This window comes from Rhodanobacter lindaniclasticus (genome assembly GCF_004799035.1).
GTDB classification, from domain to species: Bacteria; Pseudomonadota; Gammaproteobacteria; order Xanthomonadales; family Rhodanobacteraceae; genus Rhodanobacter; species Rhodanobacter lindaniclasticus.
Genome location: NZ_MWIO01000023.1, coordinates 14,328 through 40,638, shown reverse-complemented (window position 1 = coordinate 40,638; position 26,311 = coordinate 14,328). Strand labels below are relative to the sequence as shown.

At 68.5% G+C, this 26,311-nt stretch carries 29 protein-coding genes, 1 tRNA gene and 1 pseudogene; 21 read left to right on the top strand and 10 right to left on the bottom strand.

Annotated features, from left to right (window positions below; translation table 11 throughout):
- The 4 genes from B1991_RS07945 to B1991_RS07930 form a co-directional block, all read right to left on the bottom strand.
- Positions 1–934, bottom strand: a 934-nt coding sequence (locus B1991_RS07945; protein ID WP_136258188.1) for a class I SAM-dependent methyltransferase, incomplete at its 3' end; no start/stop codon positions are given.
- 90 nt (positions 935–1,024) lie between these two features.
- Positions 1,025–2,407, bottom strand: coding sequence for a PhoH family protein (locus B1991_RS07940; protein WP_136258187.1), 1,383 nt, complete (start codon positions 2,405–2,407; stop codon positions 1,025–1,027).
- A 63-nt stretch (positions 2,408–2,470) separates the two neighbouring features.
- Positions 2,471–2,932, bottom strand: a complete 462-nt coding sequence (locus B1991_RS07935; protein ID WP_136258186.1) for a peroxiredoxin — start codon at positions 2,930–2,932, stop codon at positions 2,471–2,473.
- 248 nt (positions 2,933–3,180) lie between these two features.
- On the bottom strand, positions 3,181–3,696 hold the full coding sequence (locus B1991_RS07930) for a glycine cleavage system transcriptional repressor (protein WP_136258190.1): 516 nt from the start codon (positions 3,694–3,696) through the stop codon (positions 3,181–3,183).
- Positions 3,697–3,880: 184 nt separating this feature from the next.
- On the opposite strand from B1991_RS07930, the gene dapA reads away from it, so the two are divergent.
- Positions 3,881–4,759 (top strand): 4-hydroxy-tetrahydrodipicolinate synthase, encoded by an 879-nt coding sequence (dapA, locus tag B1991_RS07925; protein ID WP_136258185.1) that lies wholly within the window; start codon positions 3,881–3,883, stop codon positions 4,757–4,759.
- Positions 4,760–4,809: 50 nt separating this feature from the next.
- On the top strand, positions 4,810–5,403 hold the full coding sequence (locus B1991_RS07920; protein ID WP_136258184.1) for a hypothetical protein: 594 nt from the start codon (positions 4,810–4,812) through the stop codon (positions 5,401–5,403).
- A 66-nt stretch (positions 5,404–5,469) separates the two neighbouring features.
- Here the strand turns inward: B1991_RS07920 and fdxA are convergent, their stop codons facing one another.
- The 3 genes from fdxA to B1991_RS07905 all read right to left on the bottom strand — a co-directional run bounded on the left by fdxA (position 5,470) and on the right by B1991_RS07905 (position 6,198).
- The gene (fdxA, locus tag B1991_RS07915) at positions 5,470–5,793 is read right to left on the bottom strand and encodes a ferredoxin FdxA (RefSeq protein ID WP_136258183.1); all 324 of its coding nucleotides are present in this window, start codon (positions 5,791–5,793) and stop codon (positions 5,470–5,472) included.
- Positions 5,794–5,797: 4 nt separating this feature from the next.
- Positions 5,798–6,103 (bottom strand): hypothetical protein, encoded by a 306-nt coding sequence (locus B1991_RS07910; RefSeq protein ID WP_136258182.1) that lies wholly within the window; start codon positions 6,101–6,103, stop codon positions 5,798–5,800.
- Positions 6,104–6,122: 19 nt separating this feature from the next.
- Positions 6,123–6,198, bottom strand: a tRNA-Glu gene (locus tag B1991_RS07905).
- Positions 6,199–6,378: 180 nt separating this feature from the next.
- On the opposite strand from B1991_RS07905, the gene pcnB reads away from it, so the two are divergent.
- The 7 genes from pcnB (at position 6,379) to B1991_RS07870 (ending at position 11,872) form a co-directional block, all read left to right on the top strand.
- The gene (gene pcnB / locus B1991_RS07900) at positions 6,379–7,737 is read left to right on the top strand and encodes a polynucleotide adenylyltransferase PcnB (protein WP_136258181.1); all 1,359 of its coding nucleotides are present in this window, start codon (positions 6,379–6,381) and stop codon (positions 7,735–7,737) included.
- Positions 7,734–8,219, top strand: coding sequence for a 2-amino-4-hydroxy-6-hydroxymethyldihydropteridine diphosphokinase (gene folK / locus B1991_RS07895; RefSeq protein ID WP_136258180.1), 486 nt, complete (start codon positions 7,734–7,736; stop codon positions 8,217–8,219). Before pcnB ends, folK begins: the two co-directional genes overlap by 4 nt.
- Positions 8,220–8,251: 32 nt before the next feature.
- Positions 8,252–9,082 carry a 3-methyl-2-oxobutanoate hydroxymethyltransferase gene (gene panB / locus B1991_RS07890; protein WP_136258179.1) on the top strand — a complete coding sequence of 277 codons (831 nt, stop codon included), beginning with the start codon at positions 8,252–8,254 and terminating at the stop codon, positions 9,080–9,082.
- A gap of 17 nt (positions 9,083–9,099) precedes the next feature.
- On the top strand, positions 9,100–9,945 hold the full coding sequence (gene panC, locus B1991_RS07885) for a pantoate--beta-alanine ligase (protein ID WP_136258178.1): 846 nt from the start codon (positions 9,100–9,102) through the stop codon (positions 9,943–9,945).
- Between the two features lie 97 nt (positions 9,946–10,042).
- Complete coding sequence (gene panD / locus B1991_RS07880) at positions 10,043–10,435, top strand: aspartate 1-decarboxylase (protein ID WP_136258177.1); 393 nt, start codon at positions 10,043–10,045, stop codon at positions 10,433–10,435.
- A gap of 184 nt (positions 10,436–10,619) precedes the next feature.
- Positions 10,620–10,967 carry a PadR family transcriptional regulator gene (locus B1991_RS07875; RefSeq protein WP_136258176.1) on the top strand — a complete coding sequence of 116 codons (348 nt, stop codon included), beginning with the start codon at positions 10,620–10,622 and terminating at the stop codon, positions 10,965–10,967.
- Positions 10,964–11,872 (top strand): HAAS signaling domain-containing protein, encoded by a 909-nt coding sequence (locus B1991_RS07870; protein ID WP_136258175.1) that lies wholly within the window; start codon positions 10,964–10,966, stop codon positions 11,870–11,872. Before B1991_RS07875 ends, B1991_RS07870 begins: the two co-directional genes overlap by 4 nt.
- Before the next feature lie 10 nt (positions 11,873–11,882).
- Here B1991_RS07870 and queG read toward each other — a convergent pair whose 3' ends face one another.
- Entirely contained in the window at positions 11,883–12,974 is a 1,092-nt protein-coding gene (gene queG / locus B1991_RS07865) for a tRNA epoxyqueuosine(34) reductase QueG (protein WP_136258174.1), read from the bottom strand.
- Between the two features lie 35 nt (positions 12,975–13,009).
- Between queG and B1991_RS07860 the strand changes: the two genes are divergently transcribed.
- The 8 genes from B1991_RS07860 to B1991_RS07825 all read left to right on the top strand — a co-directional run bounded on the left by B1991_RS07860 (position 13,010) and on the right by B1991_RS07825 (position 21,675).
- On the top strand, positions 13,010–14,500 hold the full coding sequence (locus B1991_RS07860) for an NAD(P)H-hydrate dehydratase (RefSeq protein ID WP_136258173.1): 1,491 nt from the start codon (positions 13,010–13,012) through the stop codon (positions 14,498–14,500).
- Complete coding sequence (gene tsaE, locus B1991_RS07855) at positions 14,497–14,970, top strand: tRNA (adenosine(37)-N6)-threonylcarbamoyltransferase complex ATPase subunit type 1 TsaE (protein WP_136258172.1); 474 nt, start codon at positions 14,497–14,499, stop codon at positions 14,968–14,970. The genes B1991_RS07860 and tsaE overlap by 4 nt, the downstream gene beginning before the upstream one ends.
- Before the next feature lie 179 nt (positions 14,971–15,149).
- Positions 15,150–16,595: an N-acetylmuramoyl-L-alanine amidase gene (locus B1991_RS07850; RefSeq protein ID WP_136258171.1), complete on the top strand. Its 1,446-nt coding sequence runs from the start codon at positions 15,150–15,152 to the stop codon at positions 16,593–16,595.
- A gap of 35 nt (positions 16,596–16,630) precedes the next feature.
- On the top strand, positions 16,631–18,424 hold the full coding sequence (mutL, locus tag B1991_RS07845) for a DNA mismatch repair endonuclease MutL (protein WP_136258170.1): 1,794 nt from the start codon (positions 16,631–16,633) through the stop codon (positions 18,422–18,424).
- Positions 18,425–18,560: 136 nt separating this feature from the next.
- Positions 18,561–19,487: a DUF1684 domain-containing protein gene (locus tag B1991_RS07840; protein ID WP_136258169.1), complete on the top strand. Its 927-nt coding sequence runs from the start codon at positions 18,561–18,563 to the stop codon at positions 19,485–19,487.
- Between the two features lie 99 nt (positions 19,488–19,586).
- On the top strand, positions 19,587–19,955 hold the full coding sequence (locus tag B1991_RS07835) for a nuclear transport factor 2 family protein (RefSeq protein WP_136258168.1): 369 nt from the start codon (positions 19,587–19,589) through the stop codon (positions 19,953–19,955).
- A gap of 51 nt (positions 19,956–20,006) precedes the next feature.
- Positions 20,007–20,828, top strand: coding sequence for an alpha/beta fold hydrolase (locus tag B1991_RS07830; protein WP_136258167.1), 822 nt, complete (start codon positions 20,007–20,009; stop codon positions 20,826–20,828).
- 49 nt (positions 20,829–20,877) lie between these two features.
- The gene (locus B1991_RS07825; protein ID WP_136258166.1) at positions 20,878–21,675 is read left to right on the top strand and encodes a helix-turn-helix domain-containing protein; all 798 of its coding nucleotides are present in this window, start codon (positions 20,878–20,880) and stop codon (positions 21,673–21,675) included.
- Between the two features lie 24 nt (positions 21,676–21,699).
- On the opposite strand, the gene B1991_RS07820 is transcribed toward B1991_RS07825, so the two are convergent.
- Complete coding sequence (locus B1991_RS07820) at positions 21,700–22,482, bottom strand: enoyl-CoA hydratase/isomerase family protein (RefSeq protein ID WP_136258165.1); 783 nt, start codon at positions 22,480–22,482, stop codon at positions 21,700–21,702.
- Between the two features lie 133 nt (positions 22,483–22,615).
- Between B1991_RS07820 and B1991_RS07815 the strand changes: the two genes are divergently transcribed.
- The 4 genes and pseudogenes from B1991_RS07815 to B1991_RS07795 all read left to right on the top strand — a co-directional run bounded on the left by B1991_RS07815 (position 22,616) and on the right by B1991_RS07795 (position 25,536).
- Positions 22,616–23,359 (top strand): FKBP-type peptidyl-prolyl cis-trans isomerase, encoded by a 744-nt coding sequence (locus tag B1991_RS07815; protein WP_136258164.1) that lies wholly within the window; start codon positions 22,616–22,618, stop codon positions 23,357–23,359.
- 26 nt (positions 23,360–23,385) lie between these two features.
- A pseudogene (locus B1991_RS07805) lies at positions 23,386–24,164 on the top strand (NUDIX hydrolase).
- Complete coding sequence (locus B1991_RS07800; protein WP_136258161.1) at positions 24,161–25,015, top strand: sulfurtransferase; 855 nt, start codon at positions 24,161–24,163, stop codon at positions 25,013–25,015. Before B1991_RS07805 ends, B1991_RS07800 begins: the two are co-directional and overlap by 4 nt.
- Complete coding sequence (locus tag B1991_RS07795; RefSeq protein ID WP_136258160.1) at positions 25,012–25,536, top strand: GNAT family N-acetyltransferase; 525 nt, start codon at positions 25,012–25,014, stop codon at positions 25,534–25,536. The genes B1991_RS07800 and B1991_RS07795 overlap by 4 nt, the downstream gene beginning before the upstream one ends.
- A gap of 6 nt (positions 25,537–25,542) precedes the next feature.
- On the opposite strand, the gene B1991_RS07790 is transcribed toward B1991_RS07795, so the two are convergent.
- Complete coding sequence (locus tag B1991_RS07790) at positions 25,543–26,301, bottom strand: enoyl-CoA hydratase/isomerase family protein (RefSeq protein WP_136258159.1); 759 nt, start codon at positions 26,299–26,301, stop codon at positions 25,543–25,545.
- Positions 26,302–26,311: the final 10 nt, after the last annotated feature.

Genomic DNA, 26,311 nt, shown 5'->3' with positions numbered 1-26,311 from the left:
CGATCGCATGCATGCGATCGATCCATTCACGGTCTTCGGCCAGTTGCGGGTCGAAGTTGAAGCCGATGCGGCGTTCGACGAACGGCATGATGGCGGCGCCGAAACTGTAGAACAGCTCGAAATCGAACTCGGCCAGCAGGCAGCTCACGATGTCCTGCGCGCGCACGCCCTCGTTGGAATACGCGGAGTGGTCGATCGGGCGGTAACGTGGCAGTGCCGCATTGAAATGGCGATCGTGGCGCTTGTTCGCCGGCAGGGTTGCCCATGCTTCCTGCACCACGGTTTCCACGTCGGGCCACAACTGGTGGCCGTTGCGGCCGATGATGTCGGAGCTGAGCAGCACGCCGTGCGGGGACAGCGAACGGCGCAGCGACCTGCAGAAGGTCTCCAGATCGGTGACGTGGTGGAAGAACTGGTTGACGATGACGACGTCCTGTCCGGGCAGTTCGAACGGCAGGTTGCAGTCGCGTGCCTCGAACGTCAGCAGTGCCTCGACACCACGTTCCTGTGCCGCGGCCGCAGCATGGCGCATCAGCGCGGGATTGAAGTCCATGCAGGTGATGCGTACCGCGTTGCCTTCCGCCTGCAGTCGTGCGGCAAGTTCGATCTCCATGCCGCATGATCCGGTGCCGACGCTGAGCACGCGTGCCGGTGTGTTGGCGCCGGTCGCGCTGCGCCGGATGTGGTCGAGGAAGAAGCTTTCCGGCGAGTCGATGCCCAGCCGCTGCGCGTTCGGTGCCAGGAAGCGCCCCGACCAGTACTCGAAGATCGGCGGCAAGGTTTCGCCCTGGTATTGCGGAGTGACGCTGAACGCGATGCGCTCGGCCACGGCCAGCAGTCGACGGCGGGCCGGTGCGGGCAACGAACGCGCCAGCAACGCAATGGCGCGTTTGGCCGGCAGCCGGTGACGGTAGGCGAAACTCTTCAACGACATGGGGGCGATATCGGGGCTGCAAGTAGTGGGGACGGGACGCTGAAGCCGGGGAGCCGTCGCCGCCAGCCCCCGGTTTCCCGTTTCGTGGCGTTACAGCGTCTCCGCCGCAAAATCCGCCAGCCGCGACCGCTCGCCCCGGCGCAGGGTGACGTGGGCCGAGTGCTCCCATTGCTTGAAGCGGTCGACCGCATAGGTGAGGCCGGAGGTGGTCTCGGTGAGGTAGGGCGTGTCGATCTGTTCGACGTTGCCGAGGCAGACGATCTTGGTGCCGGGGCCGGCGCGGGTGATCAGGGTCTTCATCTGCTTCGGGGTGAGGTTCTGTGCTTCGTCGATGATCAGGTAACGCGACAGGAAGGTCCGCCCGCGCATGAAGTTCAGCGAGCGGATCTTGATGCGCGAGGCGAGCAGATCGTTGGTGGCCTGGCGGCCCCAGCTGCCGCCGTCTTCCGGATTGGCCAGCACTTCGAGGTTGTCGGTGAGCGCGCCCATCCACGGCGTCATCTTTTCCTCTTCGGTACCGGGCAGGAAGCCGATGTCCTCGCCGACCGAGACGGTGGCGCGGGTCATGATGATCTCGCGGTAGCGCTGCTGGTCCATCACCTGGGCCAGGCCGGCGGCCAGCGCCAGCAGGGTCTTGCCGGTACCGGCGTTGCCGAGCAGGGTGACGAAGTCGATGTCCGGATCCATCAGCGCGTTGAGCGCGAAGTTCTGCTCGCGGTTGCGCGCGCCGATGCCCCACACATGGTGGTTGGCGTGCGAGTGGTCGTCCAGCAGCATGAGCGTCGCGTGCTCGTCGTCCAGTTTCTGCACGCGCAGTTCGATCTCGTTGTCGCCGGGCAGGTAGAGGCACTCGTTGGGGTGCCAGACCTCGTCCTCGCGGCGATCGAGCTGGTAATAGGTGCGGCCGTGATCGGTCCACGAGTGCACTTCCGGATGCAGCTCCCAGAAATTCGCCGGCAGCTCGGTCGAGCCGGTATAGAGCAGGGAGAAATCGTCCAGCGCGCGGTCGTTCTCGTAATCCTCCGCGACCAGGCCGTTGATGCTGGCCTTGATGCGCAGGTTGATGTCCTTGGTGACCAGGATCACCTCGCGGTCCTGATTCTGGTTGCGCAGTTCGATCACTGCCGCAAGGATCTGGTTGTCGGCCTTGGCGTGACCGTTGCTGCTGGTGCGGTTCTGGAAATAGAGCCGGCCGGCGGAACCGCCGCGCTTGAGCTTGACGCCCTGCGGATTGGCCAGTTCCAGCCCTTCCGCCAGGTCGTGCTGCTTGCCGGCCTCGATCAGTTCGTTGAGGAAGCGGCTGGCCTGGCGACCGTTGCGCGAGACTTCCGAGGCACCTTTCTTCTTCTCGTCCAGCTCCTCCAGGACGGTCATCGGGATGAAGACGTCGTGTTCCTCGAAGCGGAACAGCGAGGTCGGGTCATGCAGCAGGACGTTGGTGTCGAGAGCGTAGATGCGCTTGCTTCCGGTCATGCGGAAGTGTCCTCGCTGGTGGGTGGGCAAAGCGGATGGCGACAAGTCATCGGGGCGAACGGCTCAGGCGGCGGGGATCGCGTCGAGCACGGCCTGGGCGTGGCCGGGGACTTTCACCCCGCGCCATTCGGCGGCGAGCTTGCCGTCGGGGTCGATCAGGAAGGTGCTGCGCACGATGCCGAGGTGGCGCTTGCCGTAGAGCACTTTCTCGTGGATCACGTCGAAGGCCTGGCACCAGGTTTCGTCGGCGTCGGATACCAGCGGAAAAGGCAGTTCCTGCTTCGCGGCGAAGTTGGCGTGCGATTTCGGCGAATCGCGCGACACGCCGATGACCTGCGCGAGACGCTGGCGGAACTTCGCGTTCAGGTCGCGGAAGTCCCTGGCCTCGTTGGTGCAGCCGGGGGTCGAATCCTTCGGATAGAAGTACACCACCAGCCATTGGCCGCGGTAGTCGGAGAGCTTCAGTTCGTTGCCGTCGCCGGTGATGCCTTTCAGTGCGGGAAGTTTCTTGCCGATCACGGGCATGGGGAGTCCTGCACGGCATGCGCGGCCGTGCTTGCGGTGGGTTGGAAGGGAGGCGTGGCGTGGACGACGACAGTGCGGCGGCGAGGCGTCCGGGCAGGCCGGAACCGGCTGGCGTGAATCGACTCGCGGTTCTGCAATGCTGACATCCTCCGGCAGGGCCACGGCCACAGACTAGCGCGCCCGGGGTGGCGGATGACAGGTCTTGTCAGGGCAACGCGTTCGCGCGATGCTCGGCGGACGGCAACACTTCAGAACTTCACCGGATCCATGATCGCGTCGAGGTTCATGCCGTCGCACAGTTCCAGGAAATCGTCGCGCAAGGCGGCGATGTGGATGTCCGCCGGGATGCCGATGGTGAACTGGGCCTGGAACATTTCCGCACCGGTCTGCATGGCGCGATAGCGGGTGGAGTTGAGCTGCTCCACGCTGATCTCGTGCTGGGCGAAGAACTCCACGATGCGGGCCACGATGCCGGGGCGATCGGCCGCCACCACTTCCACAAGGTAAGGCAACTGCGCGCTGTTGCCGCGCTGGCCGGTGCGGTAGTGCACCAGGCGCAGGCTTTCGTCACGAGCCAGCTTGGTCAGCGCGGTTTCCAGCTTGGCCAGCGCGTCCCACGCGCCACTGGCCAGCAGCATCAGCGAAACCTCGGTGCCGATGGTGGAGACGCGCGACTCGGAAAGATTGCATCCGGCGTCGGCAATGCGGCGGGCCAGCGCCAGCAGCGGCGACTTGTCGGCCGGGGTGAGCGCCTGGATCAGCAACTGGCTGTCGCCAGTCGTGCGTCCGGCCGCATGCGAGGCAGTGGAGGAAGATTTCAAGGAGATCCACCTGTGGGCAGCATTCCGCCCGATGCGGAAGCATCAGGTTACTCCCACCGAGCTTACTTGCCCGTCTTGCGAAGCGGCAAGTAACATGCAGGGCTTGCCGTTGCAGCGGAATCGATACGTGGACATTCGTGGAAGCATCTGTGCGCTGGTCACGCCGTTCGCGGCCGATGACAGCCTCGACCTGGCGGCATTCGGCCGTCTGATCGAGCAGCAGATCGCCGGTGGCACCCAGGCGCTGGTGGTGGCCGGTTCGACCGGCGAGGCGCACATGCTGGAAGCGGATGAATTCGATCGCCTGCTGACGTTCGCGCTCGAGCGCGTCGCCGGTCGTGTGCCGGTGATTGCCGGTACCGGCGAAGCCGGCACCGCGAAGACCATCGCCACCACGCGTCGCGCGCAGGCGCTGGGCGTGGATGCGGCGCTGGTGGTGGTGCCGTACTACGTGCGTCCGACGCAGGAAGGCCTGCGGCAGCATTTCACGGCCGTCGCCGACGCCGGCGGCTTGCCCGTGCTGCTCTACAACGTGCCCGGGCGCACCGGTTGCGACCTGCTGCCGGAGACCGTGGCACGCCTGCGTGAACACCCGGCGATCATCGGCATCAAGGAAGCTCGGGGCGATGCGCAACGGATCGCGGCGCTGGCGGAACTTGCGCGCGCGGATTTCGTCTATCTGTCCGGCGATGACGCCAGCGCCGGTTCGGCGATGCTTGCCGGGGCTGTCGGCACCGTCTCGGTGGTGGCCAACCTGGCACCACGACCGTTCCGGGCATTGTGCGATGCCGCCACGGCGGGCGACGAGGCAGCCACGGCACGGTGCCGGGACGTGCTGGAGCCCCTGTTGCGCGCGCTGGACTGCGCACCCAACCCGATCGCGGTCAAGGCCGGACTGCCGCCGCTGGGGCTGGGCTCGGCCCGGCCGCGGTTGCCGCTGGTGGAACTGCCCGATGGTCCGGATCGCGCCCGCTTGCACCAGGCGCTGTCCAGTCTGTCATCCTAGACACCTGTGCCCGCTGATCCGGGCCTGGCTCACTCACGGAATCCGATTCGATGAAGAAAACCTCGCTCCTCGTGGCCTTGCCGGCCATTGCGCTCAGCGGCCTGCTGCTCTCCGGTTGCGGCATGTTCCGTTCGCACAGCGCCTGGCAGAAAGCCCGGCAGGAGGCGCCGCTGGAGATTCCGCCCAGCATGGATCGTCCCTCCACCAGCGACGCCCTGGTGATCCCGCCGCCGGGCGCGAACCTGCCGACCGCGGACGGCGCGACTGCCTCCGTGGCGGGTGTGCCGGGCCAGGCCGGGCAGATCTCCGACGGCTTCGTGCACGAAGGCACGGTCGACAGCGTGTACCAGCAGGTGGGCAAGGTGCTGGCCGACGGCAAGGCAGGCGAGCTGGTCAGCCACGACGACGCCACGCACTCCTACGTGGTCAGCGTGACCGCGGCGGCCGCCAGCAAGCGCGGTTTCTTCTCGCGGTTGTTCGGTCGGCACCGCGACGACTCCGCCAGCACTGCTGATGGCGGCACGCACCAGGTGCAGGTCAACGTGGAGAGCCGTGGCGACGCCGGCAGCGAGATCCGTGCGCAGAGCGATTCGCTGGGCGCAGTGGCCAAGGTGATCGACCGGCTGAAGTCGAAGCTGGATTGATCGCCCGCGACACGCATGCGAAAACGCCGCCCCGGGGCGGCGTTTTCGTTTCAGCGGAAGACCGGTTCAGCGCTCGAGCAGCGCCAGCTTGTCCGGCTTGCCTTCCCAGTCGCCGGCGTCGGCGGGGGCGTCCTTGCGTTCGGTGATCACAGGCCAGCTCTTGGCCAGCTCGGCGTTGAGCGCCACCAGCGCCTCCTGTCCCGCCGGCACGTCGTCCTCGGGGTAGATCGCGTTGATCGGGCACTCGGGCTCGCACAGGGTGCAGTCGATGCATTCGTCCGGATCGATCACCAGGAAGTTCGGGCCTTCGTGGAAGGCGTCCACCGGGCACACCTCGACGCAATCGGTGTACTTGCACTTGATGCAGTTGTCGATGACGACGAAAGTCATGAAGTCAACTCGGCTGTAGGAAGGGGCAGATGGAACGCTCTTCTGAAAAACGACGCAGATCCACGGCAAAGTACACCGAAGGGCTCTCGCGGGGTTCGGCGGAGGGCTCTTTTGAAAAGTGCGGCCATGGATGGCCGCGTTTGATCCGGCCGAAGGCTCGGAACTCCCTGCTGTCCGGATGTTCCCGGACAACCGCGATCGGGGATGATCGCACAGGTGACAGACAGTGCGGCCATGGATGGCCGCTTTTGATCTGGCCAATGCCCAGCAACCACAGGCTGCCGGGGCCTTTCCAGACAATGGCGATCATGGATGATCGCACAGGTAACTGGCGCTCCCTACGAGACTCGAACTCGTGTTCCCGCCTTGAGAGGGCGGTGTCCTGGGCCACTAGACGAAGGGAGCGTTGTGCGGCGAAGCGCGCTAGTATAGCGGAATTGCTTCAGACGGCAACGCCCGATCGACGCGCGTCGAAGCTCGCCGCGCAGGTGCGCAGATCGCCGTCCTGCCGCGACTATTGTTGATGCTCGGCATCGTGAACTTGGCAAGCACGGGGCGCCTGCGTCCCGCAAGGATTCCAACCGCTTGAACCCCACACCAGGCACCGATTCCACCCCCGCGCTGCGGATCATCCCGCGCGACCAGCACATCATTTCGCGGGCGAACATCAGCAAGGCCGCGTTGCGCGTGCTGTACCGGCTGCACGATGCCGGCTACGCCGCCTACCTCGTCGGCGGTGCGGTGCGCGACCTGCTGCTGGGTCTGCGACCGAAGGACTTCGACGTGGCCACCGACGCCACGCCCGATGAGGTCAAGAAACTGTTCCGCAACTGCCGCCTGATCGGCCGCCGCTTCCGGCTCGCCCATGTGGTGTTCGGTCCGGAGATCATCGAGGTGGCCACCTTCCGCGGCACCGGCGAGGAAGGCGGCGAGGGCGACCGCCACATCATCGACGGCCGCATCGTGCGCGACAATATCTGGGGCACCATCGAGGAGGACGCGCTGCGCCGCGATTTCCGCGTCAATGCCCTGTATTACGACATCAGCGATTTCTCCGTGCGCGACTACGTCGGCGGCATGCAGGACCTGCACGATCGCGTGCTGCGCCTGATCGGCGACCCCGAGGTGCGTTACCACGAAGACCCGGTGCGCATGCTGCGTGCCGCGCGGCTGGCGGGCAAGCTCGACATGCGCATCGACGCTGCCGCGGCGGCGCCTTTCGAATCGCTGGGGCCGCTGCTGGCCGACGCTGCGCCGGCGCGGCTGTTCGACGAATCGCTGAAGATGTTCCTGGCCGGCAACGGCTTGAAGAGCTTCCGCATGCTGGAGCAGTGCGGCCTGCTGAAGTTCCTGTTCCCGGCCACGGCGCGCGCGCTCAAGCGCGGCGATGCGGCGTTGCGCTCGCTGGTGGAGCAGGGCCTGGCCAACACCGACGCGCGCATCAGGGAGGGCAAGTCCGTCACTCCCGCGTTCCTGTTCGCCGTGCTGTTGTGGGGCGAAGTGCGCGACGAGGCGCGTCTCGGCATCGAGCGCGGCCTGGACGGCCCGGAAGCCTGGTCGCGCGCGGCCGCCAAGGTGGTCGGTGAACAATGCCAGCGGGTGGCGATCCCGCGGCGTTTCACCTTCACCATGGAAGAGATCTGGTCGCTGCAGCCGCGCTTCGAGCAGGTGCAGCGCAAGCGGGTGTTCCGCCTGATGGCGCATCCGCGCTTTCGCGCGGCATTCGACTTCCTGCTGCTGCGCGCCGACGAATCGCCGGCGATGCGCGAGCTGGGCCAGTGGTGGGCGCATGCACAGCGCCTGCCGCAGGACGTGCTGGCTGCGGCCTTGCCGGTGCTCAGCGGCGCGGCGGCGGCAGAGGCAGCTCCCGCGCCGGCGGTACGCAAGCCGCCGCGTCCGCGCCGGCGTCGGCGCAAGCGCAGCGACAGTCCGGCCCCCGAATGACCCTGGCCTACGTGGCGCTGGGCAGCAATCTGGGCGAACCGAGCCAGCAGGTGCTCGATGCGTTCGCCGCGCTGGCCGAGCTGCCCGGCACCCGCGTGCTGCAGCGTTCGCCGCTTTATCGCACGCCGCCCTGGGGCGTGCTCGACCAGCCGCCCTTCATCAATGCCGTGGCCGAGCTGGAGACGACGCTGTCGCCCGAGGCGCTGCTGCAGCACCTGCTGGCGATCGAGCAGCGCGCCGGTCGCGTCCGCGCCGAACGCAACGGGCCGCGCACGCTCGACCTGGATCTGCTGCATGTCGAAGGCATGCGTCGCGCCGATCCGTCATTGACCCTGCCGCACCCGCGGCTGGCTGAGCGCGCTTTCGTGCTGTTGCCGCTGAACGACGTCGCGCCGGATCTGCATCTGTCCGGCCAGGGGCGCGTGGCCGAGCTGCTGGCGCGGGTCGATCCGGCCGGTTGCGAACGGCTGCTTGCGCCATAATCGGCAGTCACCCTCGCCGACCAGGAAAGCCCGTGTACGTGCAGAACGCCAATCTCCCCGACCGCAAGCCGGTGACCGTGCCGGGCCTGCGCGCGATGAAGGCGCAAGGCCAGCGCATCACCATGCTGACGGCCTACGACGCCAGCTTCGCCTGGCAGCTGGAAGCGGCTGGCATCGACGTGGCGCTGGTCGGCGATTCGCTCGGCATGGTGGTGCAGGGACATGCCAGCACCTTGCCGGTGACGCTCGACCAGATGGTCTATCACACCGCCGCAGTGGCGCGCGGCCTGTCGGCCACCCTGCTGGTGGCCGACCTGCCGTTCATGGCCGATCGCGACGTTGCCCACGTGCTGGCCGCCGGTGCCCGGCTGGTCGGCGAGGCGGGTGCGGCGATGGTGAAGATCGAAGGCGCCGCCGCGCACGTGCTGGAGGGCATCGCGGCATTGACGGCGCGGGCCATGCCGGTATGTGCGCACCTGGGGCTGACCCCGCAGTCCGTGCACCGTTTCGGCGGTTTCCGCATCCAGGGGCGCGAGCAGGCCGCAGCGGATCAGCTGGTGACGGACGCGCTGGCGGTGCAGGCGGCGGGCGCGCAACTGCTGGTGATGGAAGGTGTGCCGGTCGAACTGGGTCGGCGCGTGACGGCGGCGGTGGAGATCCCGGTGATCGGTATCGGTGCCGGCCCGCATTGCGATGGCCAGGTGCTGGTGCTCCACGACATGCTCGGCGTCACGCCCGGCAAACGCCCCAAATTCAGCAAGGATTTCCTCGCCGGCCGCGATTCTGTGGCAGCGGCGATCCGCGCCTATGCGGACGACGTGCGCAGCGGCGCCTTTCCGGCACCGGAACATTGTTTCAACTGAGCTGACGAGTCTTCGCCATGCAAACGGTCCAGGATGCCCCGGCGCTGCGCGCCGCGATTCGCGGCTGGCGCAGCAAGGGCCAGACGGTCGGCTTCGTGCCGACCATGGGCAACCTCCACGCCGGCCATCAGTCGCTGGTGCGGCTGGCGCGCGCGCGCGCCGATCGCGTGGTCGCCAGCGTGTTCGTCAATCCCACCCAGTTTGGCCCCAACGAGGATTTCGAGCGCTACCCGCGCACGCTGGTGCACGACCAGGCGGCGCTGGCCGACGAGGGCTGCGACCTGCTGTTCGCGCCGGAGGTCGCCACGATCTATCCGTACGGCGCCGAGCTCAGCGTGAGCCTGCGGGTGCCGCAGATCACCGCCACGCTGGAAGGGGCGCACCGGCCCGGTCATTTTGATGGCGTGGCCACCGTGGTGTGCAAGCTGTTCAACCTGGTCAATCCGGACCTGGCCGTGTTCGGGCAGAAGGATTTCCAGCAGCTCAAGGTAATCGAGCGAATGGTGCGCGACCTGTCGTTGCCGGTGAAGGTGATCGCCGCGCCCATCCTGCGTGCCGACGACGGGCTGGCCCTGAGTTCGCGCAACCAGTACCTCTCGCCGCAGGAGCGCGCGCGGGCGCCGCTGATCCACGATACCTTGCTGAAAATGCGCGAATTGCTCGGCCAGGGTCACCCCTGGCGCGCCGTGGAGCAGGTGGCCGAGGCCCAGCTGACCCGCGCCGGATTCGCGCCCGATTACGCGGCGATCCGCCGGGCCGAGGATCTCGCCGAGCCGGAGGAGGGCCAGCGCGAAGGGCTGGTGGCGCTGATCGCGGCGCGTCTGGGCGATACCCGCCTGATCGACAACTTGTTGCTGGACTGACCCGCCTACATGTATCGCCCACGGACCGTTGATGTTGCAGCGCAGCGCCATCGGTTCGATAATCGATGACTTTGCGGATCGCTGCAGGAACTTCGTCATGCACCTGAACATGCTCAAGGCCAAGATCCACCGGGCCACGGTGACCCACGCCGAGCTGCACTATGAGGGTTCCATCGCGATCGACGGCTTGTTGCTGGATGCCTCCGGCATCCGCGAGTACGAGCAGATCCACGCGTGGAACGTCAACAACGGCAAGCGCTTCGTCACCTACGCGCTGCGCGCCGAGGAAGGCTCGGGCATCATCTCGGTGAACGGCAGCGCCGCGCATCGGGCCAAGCCCGGCGACATCGTGATCATCGCCGCCTTCGCCCAGTTGAACGAGGCGGAGCTGGAGAAGTTCCAACCCACCTGCGTGTACATCGCCGCCGGTGAAGGCAACCACATCAGCCACACCAATCGTTCGATCCCCAAGCAGATGGCTGCTGCCTGACGATTCCCCCGGGACCTCGCGGCACCTGTCGCCGCTTGCGCTGAGTTGACACCGCGCCGCCTCGTGGCGGCGCGGTCGCGCCCACGTCTCCTTTTCCAGGCCGAACTGCCCAGTCGGGCCGTTTTTCCGCGTTGACATACTGTGTGATGCTATGTAGAGTGCGCAAAACACTACGGTGCCATGCATGGCTGATCCCCTCGACAACCCGTTGCCCAAGCTGGAGCTGGAGCTGCGCCGTGGCGTGCTGGTCATTGCCGTGCTGTCGCAGTTGCGCGAGGTGCAATACGGCTATTCGTTGCGCCAGGCACTGGCCCGGCGCGGCATGCCGATCGAGGAGGGCACGCTTTATCCCCTGCTGCGGCGACTGGAGAAACAGGGCGTGCTGGCCTCGGAGTGGCGAATCGAGGATGGCCCGCCGCGGCGCTATTACCGTTTGAACGACGCGGGCGAGGCGTTGCTCGCCGAACTGACGGCCTCCTGGCGCGCCCTCGTCGGGACCATGGCCGGCCTGCTGGAAGGAAGCGCTCCATGAATCCGAACGACGTGATCCAGACCTATGTGGCTGAAGTGATGCGCCGCTTGCCCGGCCGGGAGCGCCGGGAGATCGGCCTGGAGCTGCATGGCCTGCTGGGCGAGATGCTGGCTGACCGGGCGGAATCGGCCGGCACGCCGGCCGACGACGCCATGGTGCTGGCGATGCTGCGGGAGTTCGGCACGCCTGCCCAAGTGGCCGAGCGCTACCACCCCGCGGGCACGGTCATCATCCCGGCGGTGCAGACGCGCTCGTTCGCCCTGTTCGCCTTCGGCGGAGTGGCCCTGCAGTGGGCGCTGACCCTGCCGCGGGTGTTCGGCGGCGGGCAGCCCCTGGTGGCGTGGTGGTTCAGTGCGGGCCTGGGAGCGTTGTGGTGGCCCGGCCTGATGGTGATGTCGGCGCTGGTCGCGGCGCTGGTGCGGACCCGCGGCTGGCAGCCGGCGTGGCGGCCGCGCATGGTCGATCCGGATCGGGTCAATCGGCCGGTCATGCTGTTCGGGCTGGTGTGGTTCGCGCTCGGCGTGGCCCTGATGGTCAGCCTGCCGTGGATCGCGCCGATGCTGCCCGGCCCGCTGCCGCAGGTGTTCGCCTTCGACGACGGCTTCCTGTCCCGGCGCGCCTGGCCAGTGCTGCTGCTGTGGAGCGGCACGTTTGCGCTGCAGTTGGCGGCGTATGTGCAAGGGCGCTGGTCAACCTTGACGCTGCGGCTGAGCATGCTCTTCAGCCTCGCCTGGGTGGCGTTGCTGGTCTGGTGGATTGCCGTCGGCGGGATGTTCCAGGCCCGGGCCACCGACGATGGCGCGCGCGGGGCATTGGGCCTGGTCGTGCTGATCATCGTGATCGACCTGGCGTATCGGATCTATCGTGCGCGACCGTCGATGCGCCGGTTTCCGGCCACCGGTTGAGCCGAGGGGCTCAACCGCCGCGCCGCTTCCTGGCGGCTTGCTGCGCCTGCGCCCAGGCGACGTGTTCGCGCACCAGCGGTGAGGCATCATCGGCGCGGCCGGCAAGGGCGGCGTCGATGGCGTCGCCGGGCGGCGCATTGCCCAGTGCCACGGCGATGTTGCGCAGCCAGCCTTCGTAGCCGGTGCGGCGGATCGCCATGCCTTCGGTGCGCTTGAGAAACTCCTCCTCGCTCCAGCCGAACAGCTCGACCAGCTTTGCGCCGTCCAGACTGTGCCGCGGCGCGAAGTCCGCTTCGGTGGCGACTTGCGCGAACTTGTTCCACGGGCAGACCAGCTGGCAGTCGTCGCAGCCGAAGATGCGGTTGCCCATCGGCGCACGCAGCTCTTCGGGAATGCTGCCCTTGAGCTCGATCGTGAGATACGAAATGCAGCGTTTGGCGTCGAGCTGGTACGGCCCGGTGATCGCCTGGGTCGGGCACACCTCGATGCAGCGCGTGCAGGTGCCGCAGTGCGCGCTGGCCGGCGGGTCTACCGGCAGCGGCAGATCGGTGTACAGCTCGCCGAGGAAAAAGTACGAGCCGGCGTGGCGGTTGATCAGCACGGTGTGCTTGCCGATCCAGCCCAGTCCGGAGTTGCGCGCCAGCGCCTTCTCCATCACCGGTGCGGAATCGACATAGGCGCGATGGCCGAACTCGCCCACCACGGCGCGGATGCGCTCGGCCAGTTTCTGCAGGCGGTTGCGCATCAGCTTGTGGTAGTCGCGGCCCAGCGCGTAACGCGAGACGTAGCCGGCTTCGCCGTCGCCGAGCACGTCCCAGGCGTTGGCGGTGCCGGGCGGGGTGTAATCCATGCGCACCGAGATGACGCGTTGCGTGCCCGGTTCCAGTTCGGCCGGGCGGGTGCGCTTGGTCCCGTGTCGCGCCATGTACTCCATCTCGCCGTGCCGGCCGGCATCGAGCCAGTGCTGCAGATGCTGCTCGTCCTCGGCGAGGTCGACGCCGCTGATGCCGGTGTCGGCAAAGCCCAGTTCGCGCGCCCAGCGCTTGATGTCGCGGGCGAGTGCAGCGTAGTCGGGAGGAGCGGAAAGGGATGGCACGGACATCCGCATAGTCTAGTCGCACCCCTATAATTCGCCGCATGTCCGCACCTTCGCCCCGCGACCTGTACACCGTCGACGACATGCGTCGGATCGATCGCGCTGCGCTGGATGCGCTGGGCATCTCCGGCAGCGAGTTGATGCGCCGCGCCGCCAGCGACGCGTTGCGCAGCCTGCACCGGCGCTGGCCGCAGGCGCGCAGGCTTCGCGTGCATTGCGGACCGGGCAACAACGGCGGCGACGGATTCCTGCTTGGCGTGCTGGCGCGCGAAGCCGGCTTGCAGGTCGACGTGGTGGCGTTGGCCGACACATCGAGTGGCGACGCCGCGTCGGCGCGCGCGGCATGGGTGGATGCCGGCGGCGCGGTGCATGCCGTCGATGCCCTGCACGAACTGCCGGAGCCTGACGTGCAGGTGGATGCGCTGTACGGCATCGGCTTGAACCGTGCGCCCGAGCCGACTGCCGCCGCGCTGATCGAACGCATCAACGGTGCCGGCGTCCCCGTGCTGGCGCTCGACGTGCCGTCCGGGCTGGATGCCGACAGCGGGCATTGCCCCGGTGCCGTGATCCGCGCGGATCTCACGGTTACCTTCATCGCCGACAAGCGCGGCCTGCACACCGGTCGCGCGGCCGACTGCACAGGCGTGCTGGAGCTGGCGACGCTGGGCGTGCCGGCCGATGCGTTCGCGCAGGTGGCACCGGACGCGCATCTGCTCGTTGCCGACAGCCTGCCGCCGCGCCGTCGTCATGCCAACAAGGGCAACTATGGCCATGTGCTGGTGATCGGTGGGGGCAAGGGCATGGCCGGCGCCGTGCACCTGGCCGGCGAGGCAGCACTGCGCGCCGGTGCCGGTCTGGTCAGCGTCGCCACGCGCGTCGAACACGTGGGCGCGCTCAACGCGGCGCGACCGGAGTTGATGGCGCACGGGGTGGATGGCCCGCAGACGCTGCAGCCCCTGCTGGAGCGTGCCGACACGCTGGCGCTCGGGCCCGGGCTCGGTCAGTCCGCGTGGTCGCATGCGCTGTGGCTGACCGCGCTGGACTCCCGCAAGCCGCTGGTGCTCGACGCCGACGGCCTCAACCTGCTGGCGAAGGAACCGCGGCGCTTCACCGCCCCGGCCGTGCTGACGCCGCATCCGGGCGAGGCGGCGCGATTGCTCGGCCGTTCCGTGGGGGCGGTCGAGCGCGACCGTTTTGCGGCCGCGCGCGAGCTGGCCGTGCGGTTCGATGCCGTCGTGGTGCTGAAGGGCGCCGGCAGCCTGGTGGCCGATCCGAATGGACGTCTGGACGTCTGTCCGTGGGGCAACCCCGGCATGGCATCCGGCGGCATGGGCGACCTGCTCACCGGCATCGTCGCGGCGCTGCTCGCGCAGGGTTGCGATGCCTGGCGGGCGGCGCGCCTCGGCGTCGGCCTGCACGCTCGGGCCGGCGACCTTGCCGCATGCGAGGGGGAGCGCGGCTTGCTGGCCAGTGACCTGCTGCTGCCGCTGCGGCGGCTCGGCAACGCCGTTCCCTGCGAAACCGACGAATGAACGAGACCATGCCCATCGAGTTTTCCCGCGACTTGCCCGACGAGGCCGCGACCGCGGCGCTGGCGCAGCGCGTGGCCGATGTGCTGGATCACGGCCTGGTGGTCTACCTGCATGGCCCGCTCGGTGCCGGCAAGACCAGTTTTGCGCGGGCCCTGCTGCTGGCGCTGGGTGTGGGCGAGCGGGTCAAGAGCCCGACCTACAGCCTGGTCGAGGGCTATGCGACCGCACAGCGGCCGGCCTGGCATCTCGACCTGTACCGCATCGCCGACCCCGCCGAGCTGGAGTGGCTGGGCCTGGACGCGCTGGCCGACCCGGCCGCGCTGGTGCTGGTGGAGTGGCCCGAACGCGGTGTCGGCGCCTTGCCGGCGGCGGATCTCCACGTCCACCTCGATTACGCCGGGCCCGGTCGTCGGGCCGTGCTGCGCGCCGGCACCGTGCGTGGCGACGAATTGCTCTCGCGCCTGTCCTGATGGCCTAAGTATTGATTCCCGCTTGTATTTTCCTCCTTGCTTGATGGGGCGAGGATCTGTTCGAAATGTGGCGCTTGCGGCCGATAACTTGATATCTCTTGATGAATACACCGCAGGTCACGGATATTAAAAGGAAAACACGCTTGCATTCGCCTGGCGACTGCGTTTCAATGCGGCCCATGCGGGGTTATCTGAACAAGCTGGCCGGTTGGGGCGTCGCGGCGATGCTGGCGGCGCTGCTGCCGTGCGCCGCCCAAGCGGCCCAGATCAAGGACGCCCGCGTCTGGGCGGGGCCGCAATACACCCGCGTGGTGCTCGATGCCGACGGTCCGCTGCACTACACGATCGCGCAGAAGGATGGCCGGATCGTGGTAGATCTGCGCGACAGCCAGGCCGTGGGCGGCTTCTCCGCCCCGACGGCGCAAGGCTTGTTTCGCGGCATCAGCCATGCGCGCCGCGGCGACGACCTGCAACTGATCGCCGCGGTCGATCCCGCCAGCACGCTCAAGAGTTTCGTGCTCAAGCCCACCGCGAACGACAATTACCGGCTGGTGCTGGATCTGTATCCGGCCAGCGCGCCGAGCGCCAAGGCGCCCACTGCCAGCGCGCCGATCCCGACCGTCACCTACAGCAACCCCACGCACAGCCGCCGGGTCGCCGCCGAGCAGGCTGCGGCGATGCTCAACGGACAGCGTGCCGTGGTGGTGGCGATCGACGCCGGCCATGGCGGCAAGGATCCAGGCTCGCACGGCCCGGCCGGTACCCAGGAGAAGAACGTCACCCTGGCGGTGGCGCGCGACCTGGCGAAGGAGATCAATCGCCAGCCCGGCATGAAGGCGGTGCTCACCCGCGACAGCGACATCTTCATTCCGCTCAAGCGCCGTTACGAAATCGCGCGCGAGCACAACGCCGACCTGTTCGTGTCGATCCACGCCGACGCCTTCACCAGCGACGACGCCCGCGGCTCGTCGGTGTGGGTGCTGTCGCCACGCGGCAAGACCAGCATGGCCGCGCGCTGGCTTGCCGACAAGGAAAACCGTGCCGACCTGATTGGCGGCATCAGCCTGGACGACAAGGACGATGGCCTGGCCAAGGTGCTGCTGGACCTGCAGCAGGGCTGGGCGATCCAGGCCAGCGACGAGGTGGCGGGCAACGTGCTGCGCGCGCTGGCCAAGCTCGGTCCGACCCATCGCGGCCATGTCGAACGCGCCAACTTCGTGGTGCTGCGTTCGCCCGATGTGCCCTCGATCCTGGTGGAGACGGCCTTCATCAGCAACCCGGCGGAAGAGCGCAAGCTGCGCGACCCGTCGCACCAGAAACTGCTGGCCAACGCGGTGATGTCCGGCGTCAGGAATTATTTTGAATCGACGCCGCCGCCGGGCACCTGGTTTGCCGCGCAGGCGGCCAAGCGCCGCGACGTGCGCGTGGCGGCCGTCGACACCCCCGCCGGCAGCGCCATCAAGTCGGCCGGTGACGCCGCGGACAAGCACAGGGTCACCCGCGGCGAGAGCCTCAGCGGCATCGCGCAGCAATACGGCATCAGCGTAGGCGCGCTCAAGACCGCCAACCAGATCCGCAGCAACATCGTGCAGGCCGGCGCGGTGCTGACGATTCCGTCCGGCTGATCCGTCTTCCGACGGCGGGCTGCTAAAGTCCGCGGATGGCCAACATCCGCGCGCTTCCTCCCGAACTCATCAACCAGATCGCCGCCGGCGAGGTCATCGAGCGGCCTTCCTCGGTGGTCAAGGAGCTGGTCGAGAACAGCCTCGACGCCGGCGCCACGCGCATCGAGGTGGACATCGAGGCCGGCGGCGCGCGGTTGATCCGCGTGCGTGACGACGGCGGCGGCATCGCGCTGGACGACCTGCCGCTGGCAGTGGCCTCGCATGCCACCAGCAAGATCGGCAGTTTCGACGACCTCGAACACGTCGCCAGCATGGGTTTTCGCGGCGAGGCGCTGGCCTCGGTGTCGTCCGTGTCGCGCTTCGCGCTGGTCTCGCGCACCGCCGGCCAGGAGGCTGCCTTCCGCATCGAGGTCGATGGCGGCCGGTTGCAGGCGGCACGCCCGGCGCAGCACCCGCCGGGCACCAGCGTGGAAGTGCGCGACCTGTTCTACAACGTGCCGGCGCGCAAGAAATTCATGCGCGCCGAACGCACCGAATTCGCGCACATCGACGACCTGCTGAAATCGCTGTCGCTGGCGCGCAGTTCGGTGGAGTTCCGGCTCAGCCACAACGGCAAGCCGGTGCGCGTGTGGAAGGCGGCGCGCGACGAACAGGCCGTGCTGCAGCGCGTGGCCGAAGTGCTCGGCGCGGAGTTCCCGCAACGCAGCCTGCGCGTCGAGCACGCCGCCGCTGGCTTGCAGTTGTCCGGCTGGGTCGGCTTGCCCACCGCGTCGCGGGCGCAGGCCGACGCGCAGTATTTCTACGTCAACGGGCGCCTGGTGCGCGATCGCATCGTCGCCCACGCCGTGCGCCAGGCGTATGCCGACGTGCTGTTCCACGGTCGTCACGCCGCCTTCGTGCTGTACCTCGAACTCGACCCGGCAGGCGTCGACGTGAACGTGCACCCGGCCAAGCACGAGGTGCGTTTCCGCGAGCAGCGGCTGGTGCACGATTTCCTGTTCCGCACCCTGCACGAGGCACTGGCGCAGACGCGTGCAGGGCAGGTCGCGTCGCCCGCGCACGAGGCCGAGGGCGGCCTGCGCATGGCCGCGGCCGCACCGATGCCGATGCCGGCGGCATGGCCGGCCAGCGCGAGCCAGAGCCGGCTGTCGCTGGGCGTGCGCGACGAGCCGCTGGCCGATTACGCCGCGTTGCTCGGCAGCGCCGCGAACGCGGCGCCGATGCGAGAACCCGAGCCCGGCGAGGCGCCGCCGCTGGGTTTCGCGATCGCCCAGCTGAAGAACATCTACATCCTCGCCGAGAACGCCGCCGGACTGGTGCTGGTGGACATGCATGCGGCGCACGAGCGGATCACCTACGAGAAGCTCAAGGCCGGGCGCGTGTGCAGCAACCTGCGTTCGCAGTTGCTGCTGGTGCCGCTCAACCTCGCGGTGAGCGCGAAGGAGGCCGCCGCCGCCGAGGAACATGCCGACGCGCTGGCCGAGTGGGGCCTGGAGCTTTCCCGCAGCGGCCCGTCGGGCGTGGTGGTGCGGCGCATCCCCGCGTTGCTCGATGGCGCCGATGTGGCCCAGCTGGCCCGCGACGTGCTGGGCGAGCTGGCCCAGCACGGCAGCTCGCGACGCCTGCAGGAACTGGAAAACGAACTGCTTTCCACCATGGCCTGCCACGGCTCGGTGCGCGCAGGGCGCCGCCTGACCCTGCCGGAAATGAACGCGCTGCTGCGCGAGATGGAAGAGACCGAGCGCTCCGGCCAGTGCAATCACGGGCGGCCGACGTGGGCGCAGCTGTCGCTGGGCGAGCTGGACAAGTTGTTCCTGCGGGGGCGGTGAGAGCCGGGATTCGGGATTCGCAAGAGCAAGGGCGCTGCGCGTCACGTGGAGGCTCGGGATCGTTTCGGGTGGCGGCTTGCCGGCGGCGCGCGCTGCTGCGCATACTCGACGCTTTCATCGAAGCGTGATCGTCCCCATGTTGCGTACCGCCGCCTTCGTTCTTGCCATGCTTTCCGGAGTTGCCACCGTGTCTGCCGCCGATGTTCCGTCACCCAGCGCCACCTATACGCAGCAGATCGAGCAATGGCGCGCCGCCCGCGTGGCACGGCTCACCGCGCCGACGGGATGGCTGAGCCTGATCGGGCTGGAATGGTTGAACGAAGGTGCCAACCGCGTGGGCAGCGCCGCCGACAACGACATCGTGCTGAAGGCCGGCCCCGCGCACCTGGGCACGGTGACGCTGGCGCACGATGGCAGCTTGCACCTGGCGCTCGACCCGGCCAGCGGCGCCACCATCGACGGCAAGGCCGTGACCGAAGCCGCGCTGGTGGACGACATGCACTCCGCCGATGCCGAGCCCACCACCGTGCGTTTCGGCAAGGCCAGCTTCTACGTGATCGAGCGCGATGGCCGCAAGGCGTTGCGGGTGAAGGACGAGGACGCCGAGGCGCGCCGGCATTTCCTCGGCATCGATTATTTTCCCATCGACGACTCCTGGCGTATCGAGGCCGACTGGGTGCCGTTCGTGCCCGCGCACGACCTCGCGATGGGCTCGGTGATCGGCACCATCGACACGGTGAAGGTGCCCGGCAAGGCGGTGTTCCAGCGCGATGGCCACACCTTCGAGCTGTTGCCCTATCAGGAGGAGCCGGGCGGCGAGCTGTTCTTCGTGCTGGCCGATCGCACTTCGGGCAAGCAGACCTACGGCGCCGCGCGATTCCTGTACGCCGCGCTGCCCGCCGGTGGTCTCGAGCATCCGGGCAAGGTCGTGCTGGATTTCAACAAGGCCTACAACCCGCCATGCGCGTTCACCTCATTCGCCACCTGCCCGCTGGCGCCGCCGGAGAACCGGCTGGACGTGGCGATCACCGCCGGAGAAAAGAAGTACCGCGGCGACCACTAGCCGCCTGAACCGGTTCCACGCGTTCCATTACCTGCCAGGTAATCGCCTCGCCGCGGCGGCGGCTGCAAGCTGTGCTCACACCCACCACGGAGCACCGCCATGAACGCCACCCGCGACCTCATCGCCAACTACATCCGCAGCTGGAACGAAACCGATCCGCTGCGCCGCCGCGCGCTGATCGAGGATGTCTACGCCGAGCACGCCAGCTACACCGATCCGCTGGCGCAGGCGCGCGGCTGGGAGGCGATCGACGCCACCATCGGCGCCGTGCAGGACATGTTCCCTGGCCATCGCTTCACCCTCGCCGGCGAGGTCGACGCGCACCACGACGTGGCGCGCTTCCACTGGCACCTCGTCGCGCCGGGCGCCGACGAGCCGCTGGTGATCGGCTTCGACGTGGCCGAGCTGGACGGGGGCCGCATCCGTCGCGTGCACGGTTTCCTCGACAAGGTGCCGATGGCTGCCTGAGTCCCTGGCCGCCGGGACGGCAGCCGCCCCATCCTGTCGTGGAGACGCGCCATGAGCCACCTCACCACCACCGATGGCACCACCTTGTTCTATCGCGACTGGGGCCACGGCCGGCCGCTCGTCTTCCTTGCCTCGTGGGCACTCGATTCGCGCGTGTGGGAGCGGCACATGCTGCACTTCAACGCGCTCGGGTTCCGCTGCATCGCGCTGGATCGTCGTGGCCACGGCCGCTCGGACGACACGGGCCGGGGCTACCGGCTCGACCGGCTGGCCGACGACGTGGCCGAACTGGTCGAGCAACTGGACCTGCGCGAGGCGACCCTGATCGCGCATTCCATGGCCAGCGGCGAAGCCACCCGCTACCTCGCCCGCCACGGCAGCGGCCGCGTGACGCGCGCGATCTTCCTGGCGCCGGTGGCGCCCAGCTATGCCGAAGGCAGCCGCGAAGCGTGGAGCATGGACGAGCCCGCCACCGAGGCCATGCTTGCCGCCATCCGCGGCGACCTGCCACGTTGGCTGGCCGACAACGCCGACGCCTTCTTCCTGCCCGCCGAAACCGGCACCACGCCGCAGTTCGTGCTGCACACCATCGACATCATCCTCGACGTCTCGCTGCAGGCACTGGTCGAAAGCTTCCGCGCCAAGCGCGTGGATCAGCGCGCGGAACTGGCCGCCATCGACGTGCCGCTGCTGGTGATCCACGGCGACCGCGACGCCAGCGAGCCGGTGCAGCAGGGCCGTGCCGTCGCCACGCTGGTGCCGCACAGCCAGTACCTCGAGTATGCCGGCGCGCCGCACGGGCTCTATCACACGCACTTCGACCGGCTGGTCGGGGACATGGGCGCCTTCCTGCGCGAGGCCCGGATTGCCTGATGCCGGCAGGGGCGCGCACGCGGCGCGCGCCTGCCGCATCATTCACACGATGAACGCCCACGTCCTCGACCCCCAGCGCCCCATCGGCGACCTGCTGCGCGAATGGCGCCGGCACCGGCGCCTGTCGCAGCTCGACCTCGCCACCGGTGCGGAGATCTCCACGCGCCATCTGAGTTTCGTCGAGTCCGGTCGCGCCAACCCGAGCCGCGAGATGATCCTGCATCTGGCCGAGTACCTCGACGTGCCGCTGCGCGAGCGCAATGCGCTGCTGGTCGCCGCGGGCTTCGCCCCGGCCTTCCGCGAACGCGCGCTGGACGACCCCGCGCTCGCCACCGCGCGTGCCACCATCGACTTGCTGCTGAAGGGCCTGGAACCTTGTCCGGCGCTGGCGGTGGATCGCTACTGGCAGCTGGTTGCGAGCAACCAGGCCACGCTGCGCCTGCTCGGCGGCGTCGCGCCGGAATTGCTCGAACCGCCGGTCAATGTGTTGCGCCTGAGCCTGCATCCGGGCGGCCTCGCCCCGCGCATCCGCAACCTCGGCCAGTGGCGCGCGCACCTGCTGCACCCCCTGCGCCAGCAGATCGACGCCAGCCACGACCCGCAGTTGATCGCTCTGCTGCGCGAACTGCAGGCCCTGCCCGCGCCAGCGGACATGGCGCCGGCCGACACCGGCTCGGTCATCGCCGTGCCGCTGCAACTGGAGGTGGACGGCCAGTTGCTCTCCATGCTCAGCACCACCACCGTGTTCGGCACGCCGGTGGATATCACTCTGGCGGAGCTGGCGCTGGAGGCCTTCGTGCCGGCCGATGCGGCCACGGCGCAGCGGCTGCGGGAGCTGGCGCAGTAGCTCCCGCCGCTCCCGCTGGACGATTCAAACGCCCTTGAACGCCGCCTTGCGCTTCTCCAGGAACGCGCGCGTTCCCTCGCGCATGTCCTCGGTGGAGAACATCAGCGCGAAGCCCTGCGTCTCGAATTCCAGTCCCTGGTCGAGCGAGGTCTCGCCGCCTTGCAGCACGGCGTCGAGGATGCCGGCGGCGGCCAATGGCGCGGCGGCGGCGAGCTGGTCGGCCAGCGCGTCGACGGTTTCGTCCAGTGCTTCGGGCGCCACCACGCGGTTGACGATGCCGAGCTCATGCGCGCGCTGTGCATTGATCGGCGCGCCGGTGAGGCACAGCTCCAGCGCGGCGCTGCGCCCGGCCAGGCGCAGCAGGCGCTGGGTGCCGCCGAAGCCGGGGATCAGGCCCAGGTTGATTTCCGGCTGGCCGAACTTCGCCTTCTCGCTGGCCACGCGCAGGTGGCAGGCCATCGCCAGCTCCATGCCGCCGCCCAGGGCGAAACCCTGGATACGTGCAATAACCGGCTTGCCCAGCCGCTCGATACTTGTCATCAGGCGCTGACCGGCGCGCGAGAATGCCTGCGCCTGCACGCTGGTGTAGCCGCTCATCTCGCTGATGTCGGCGCCGGCCACGAAGGCTTTCTCGCCTGCGCCGGCGAGCACCACCGCGCGCACGGCGTCGTCCTGCGCGGCCTGGGCAAAGGCCAGGGTCAGCTCGTTGAGGGTCTGGCGATCCAGCGCATTGAGCTTGTCCGGGCGGTTCACTACGATCGAGCGCACCGCACCGCGGTTGCCGAGTTCCAGATTGCGATAGGCCATGGCCGGTTCCTGTGAATGCAGGCCGACGATGGTAGCAGCGGGAACCTTTGCCGATGGCGGGGTTCTCAACTCGCGTATGCATCGCGGCAGGTGTGCGTGGCCGCGACACTTCACCACGGCGAGCATGGATTCGATGGCGAAAGGCGTGACACATCTGGCGGCGTGGCTGCTGATCGGCGTGTTGTCGGGCGGCGTGCTGCCGGCATATGCGGCGCAGGCAGGCGGGCCCGCGCAAGCCGCCAGCACGGCGAAACCGGACAAGGTCAAGCTGTCCTACGCGATCGGCTACCAGATCGGCAGCCGCTTCGCCGGGGGGGCGCCCGAGGTGGATCTGCCCACCCTGCAGCGTGCGATCGCCGATGCCTACGCCCGTCACCAACCGAGCGTGTCGATCGGCGAGATGCAGGCGCAGTTGCAACGCCTGCAGCTGCAGATGCACAGCGAGGCGATGGCCGAGTTCAAGCGCATCGCCGCGGCAAACGCGAGCAAGAGCGCGGCGTTCATGGCGGAAAACCGCAGGAAGCCGGGCGTGGTGCAGTTGCCGTCGGGCATCCAGTACGCGGTACTGCACAAGGGCAGCGGCACGGTGCACCCGACTGTGACCAGCACGGTGGTGGTGAACTTCCGCGGCATGCTGGTCGACGGCACCGAGTTCGACAGCACCTGGGCGCACGGCGCGCCGGCCACCATCACGGTGGACAATGTCATCCCCGGCTGGCGCGACGTGATCCCGCGCATGCGCGTGGGCGATCGCTGGAAGGTGGTGATCCCCTCGCGGCTGGCGTACGGCGAGGAGGGCGCACTGCCGCGCATCGGCCCGAACGAGGCGCTGCAGTTCGTGATCGAACTGATCGAGATCAAGCCGCCGCGGTCCTGAAACCGCCGGTGGTAACATGCTTCGACATGCCGAACGATCCCGCGCCGCAGCCAGTTCCGCCCCTGACTCCCTGTACCGGCGTGTGCCGACTGGACGGCCACGGTTACTGCATCGGCTGCCGCCGCAGCGGCGAGGAGATCGGTCGCTGGCGCGCGATGAGCGATCCCGAACGCCGCCACGTGATGGACGTGCTGCTGCCCGGTCGCCGACCATGATGGATACCCTGCTGCAGGCGCTGCGGCCGTTGTCCGCGCCGCCCGAAGGTCCGGCCTGGAATCACGCCGAGATGAACGAATGGCTCGGCGATCAGGCGCGCCTGCCGGCCGCCGTGTTGCTCGGCATCCGCGAAGGCGTGCAGCCACGGCTGGTATTCACCGTGCGCGACGCACGGCTGCCGGCGCATGCTGGTCAGGTGTCGTTTCCGGGCGGACGCAGCGAGCCGCAGGATGCCGATGCCGTGGATACCGCCTTGCGCGAGAGCGAGGAGGAGATCGGCCTCAATCGCGCGCTGGTGAAGCCGCTGGGTTTCCTCGATCGCTTCGAGACGATCAGCGGCTACTGCGTCACCCCGGTGGTGGCGAGCATCGCGACCGAGGCACGCCTTTATCCGTCGCCCGATGAAGTCGCCGAAGTGTTCGAGGTGCCGCTGACATTCCTTTTTGATCCGGCCAACCTGCGTCGTTACACGATGGAGTTCCGTGGGCAGCAACGGCCGATGGCCGAATTCGTCCACGCCGGGCACCGCATCTGGGGCGCCACCGCCGCGATGCTTTGCAACCTGCTGGAGAGGATGGACCGCGCATGAGCCTGAAAACCACCTTGATCGACGTCGATGCGCTCGCCGCGCTGGCACCCGGCGATGTGCTGATCGTGGATTGCCGCTTCGAGCTTTCCGACCCCGCCAGCGGCGCGCGCGATTACGCGCAAGGCCACGTGCCCGGGGCGATCTACGCCAGCCTCGATCGCGATCTGTCCGACCTGTCGCGTCAGGCCGAAGGCCTGGGCCGTCACCCATTGCCGCTGGAGACGGCGTTCAGCACGTTGCTGTCGCGCTGGGGCTGGCGCGACGGCATGCAGGTGGTGACCTATGACGCCGCTGGCGGCGCGCTGGCCGCCGCACGACTGTGGTGGCTGCTGCGCCTGGTGGGCATCCCTGCCGCGGTACTCGACGGCGGCTGGGCCGCCTGGACGGCGGCGGGGAAACCCGTCGAACGCGGCGAGCCTGCGCCACGGCCGCACAGCGACGTTTCGTTGCGCTATGACGTCACCCGGATGTTGCTCGACCACGACGCGGTCGCCGGAGGTGCTTCCGGGCAACTGCTGGATGCGCGTGGTGCGCCGCGCTACCGCGGCGACACCGAGCCACTGGATCGCGCCGCCGGCCACGTGCCCGGTGCGCTGAACCGTCCGTTTGCCGACAACCTCGACGCCAGCGGTCACTTCAAGCCGGCGGCGCAGTTGCGCGAGGAATTCACCGCCATACTCGGCGCCACCGCGCCGTCGCGCGTCGTGCACATGTGCGGCTCCGGCGTCACCGCCTGCCACAACCTGCTGGCGATGGAACACGCCGGCCTGCACGGCTCGCGGCTATACGCACCGTCGTGGAGCGGCTGGGTCAGCGACCCGTCGCGGCCGGTGGCGACGGGGAACGCATGACCGCGCCGGACACTGACACGCGGGATGCGCGCATCGCGGCATCCGGGCCACGACAGGACGTGCGCATCGTCGGCTTCGACCCATGCTGGCGCGCGGCGTTCGCCACGCTCAATATCGAGTGGCTGGAGCACTGGTTCACGGTCGAAGACTACGACCGCGAGGTACTCGGCAACCCCGAGAAATACATCCTGGCGAATGGCGGCCACATCCTGTTCGCCATCGACGGGGCAGGGCATGCGATCGGCACTGTCGCGCTGAAACACGAGGGCGACGGCGTCTACGAACTCACCAAGATGGCGGTGTCGCCCGCCGCGCGTGGCCGCGGCGTCGGCCGCCTGCTGATGGAGGCGGCGCTGGAGCTTTACCGCACGCTCGGCGCGCGCGAACTGTTCCTGGAATCCAGCAGCAAGCTCGGACCGGCGCTGACGCTGTACGAAAGCGTCGGCTTCCGCCACCACCCCGCGCCGCGCGCGGGATCGCACTATGCGCGCGCGGACGTGCACATGATCTGGGAACCCTGAGCGGAGTCAGCTCTTGCTCTTCAGCCGTGCCACCAGTGCCTGCAAGGTGGCCTGCGTCTCCGGATGGAAGAAGGCTTCGACGAAGTCGTCCAGTGGCAGGGAGTCCATGTCGGCATAGGCGTTGGCGAGATCGGCGCGGGCCAGGCGGCGGGTGGTGAGCATGGCGTGCGCGGGCAGCGCCAGCAGTTCGTCCAGCCAGCGCAGGGCGCGGGTGGTGACCTGCTCGACGGCGGTGGTTTCGTCGACGAAGCCACAGGCCAGCGCGTCGGCCGATTCGATCATGGCGCCGGCCACCAGCAGGCGCTCGGCACGGTAGGTGCCGACTACGCGGCGCAGCGCGAGCTGGATCGCCTCGGGCACGATCAGGCCGACCTGGACTTCATTCAGGCCGATCCGGTACGGGCCGTCGGCCATCACCCGGTAGTCGCAGAACAGCGCCAGCACCGCGCCGCCGGCCGGGCTGTGGCCGGTGATTGCCGCGACCAGCGGGATCGGCGCGCGCGCCAGCGTGCCGCACAGGGCGAAGAACTCGCGCCAGTACTCGCGCACGCCGGCGCGGTCGCGTTGCAGCAGGGCGGGCACGTCGACGCCGGCGGAGAACAGGCCGGGCGCGCCGGACAACACTATGCCGCGCACATCGTCGCGCACGCTGTCGTCGATGGCCTTGCGTAGCGCCTGCAGCAGTTCCAGGTTCAGCGCGTTGACCGGCGGGCGGGCGAGCCGGAGCTCGCGGATGGCGTGGTCATGGGTGATCAGGTTGAGCATGGCGGACTCC